At 31.2% G+C, this 1,511-nt stretch carries 1 protein-coding gene; it reads left to right on the plus strand.

Annotated elements, in window-relative coordinates; genetic code table 11:
- Positions 1-198 precede the first annotated feature (198 nt).
- Positions 199-1,245, plus strand: a complete 1,047-nt coding sequence (locus DAHG_RS00055) for a Fic family protein (RefSeq protein WP_026880733.1) — start codon at positions 199-201, stop codon at positions 1,243-1,245.
- Positions 1,246-1,511: the final 266 nt, after the last annotated feature.

The following is a 1,511-nucleotide window of genomic DNA, read 5'->3' on the forward strand; positions in this document are numbered from 1 at the left end:
GCTTTCTAAAGGTTTCTTTTATATGCCTGTTTATCATGTTTGTTGGTATTCGTTTGCATAATTCAAGGTATATACCTTAATTATAAATATCACACATATGAACAGATCTTTATTGGAATCTATTGTTATTATGATTATGATTTTGACTATTCCCTTAATTTTGTGTATAATTTAAGGGAAATGGTGGTGCTTAAGGGAATGAGAGATTTTAATTATTCAAAAATCAGAGATCAAAAATGGGATTCTGACATTCTGGCTTATATTGCTGCTATCTATAAAGAAATGGGGAAACAGGAGCAATATCTAAAGCAACGATCAGCCGAACTTGAAAAACTTGTCGAAATTGCAAAGATACAAAGTACGGAGGCCTCAAATGCTATCGAAGGAATTGTGACAACCAGTACTCGCATCAAACAGTTAGTCGAAGAAAAAACTACTCCAAGAAATAGGGATGAACAAGAAATTGCCGGGTACCGAGATGTTCTTAATATTATCCATGATAGCTTTGATACTATTTCTGTTACTAGAAACTATATCTTACAATTGCATAAAATCATGTATAATCATATGAATAACCCAATGGCAGGCAAAATAAAAAATGTTCAAAATTATATCAGTGTCAAATATCTTGATGGGCATACAGAAACGCTATTTACTCCGCTTGCTCCATTTGAAACCGCTGAAGCGTTGGATAAAATTTGTGAAGAGTATAATCGAGTTATTGGAAACTTTGAAGTAGAACCTTTGATTGCTATTCCTATATTTATTCATGACTTCCTTTGCATTCATCCTTTTAACGATGGAAACGGAAGAATCAGTCGTTTGCTTACAACCTTATTGTTATACAAAAATGGCTTTTATGTAGGTAAATATATTTCTTTAGAAGCCAAAATAGCTCAGAATAAGGATTTATATTATGATGCATTAAATCGTTCGCAAAATGGTTGGCATGATGGTAGTGAGGACATAATTCCTTTCATTAAGTATCTTTTAGGAATTATTTTATCTGCCTATAAAGATTTTGAAGATAGATTTTTCATAATAGAAACTAAATTACCTGCTGTAGAAATTGTAAAAAAGGCTACACAAAATAAGTTAGGTAAATTCACTAAACAGGATATATGGGAATTATGCCCATCATTGAGTATTAGTTCAATAGAAGGTTCTTTACGGAAATTGGTTGAATCAGGAGAGTTAGAGAGAAAAGGCTCTGGAAAAGCAACTTACTATGTACGTTTGAAATAAAATACGCTTAATCACTATACTAATCCCTTAAATATAATTCATATTTAAGAGGATACAAGGTTTATAACAGGAGGCATTCATCTTAAAGGTGAGTGCCTTTTCATGCTTGAATTTAAACTTACTTAAAATAAGTACAAATTATACTATAAGCTGATTATAAAGTATGCAATCTTATAATATCTTATTTGTTGTTATATGCCATCTATAATCCGTTAAAACTTGAAAATAGTTGATGAAAAGGAAGCATTGAATCCTCTTTTGAAAGC

The organism is Dielma fastidiosa, assembly GCF_000313565.1.
Taxonomy (GTDB): Bacteria; Bacillota_I; Bacilli_A; order Erysipelotrichales; family Erysipelotrichaceae; genus Dielma; species Dielma fastidiosa.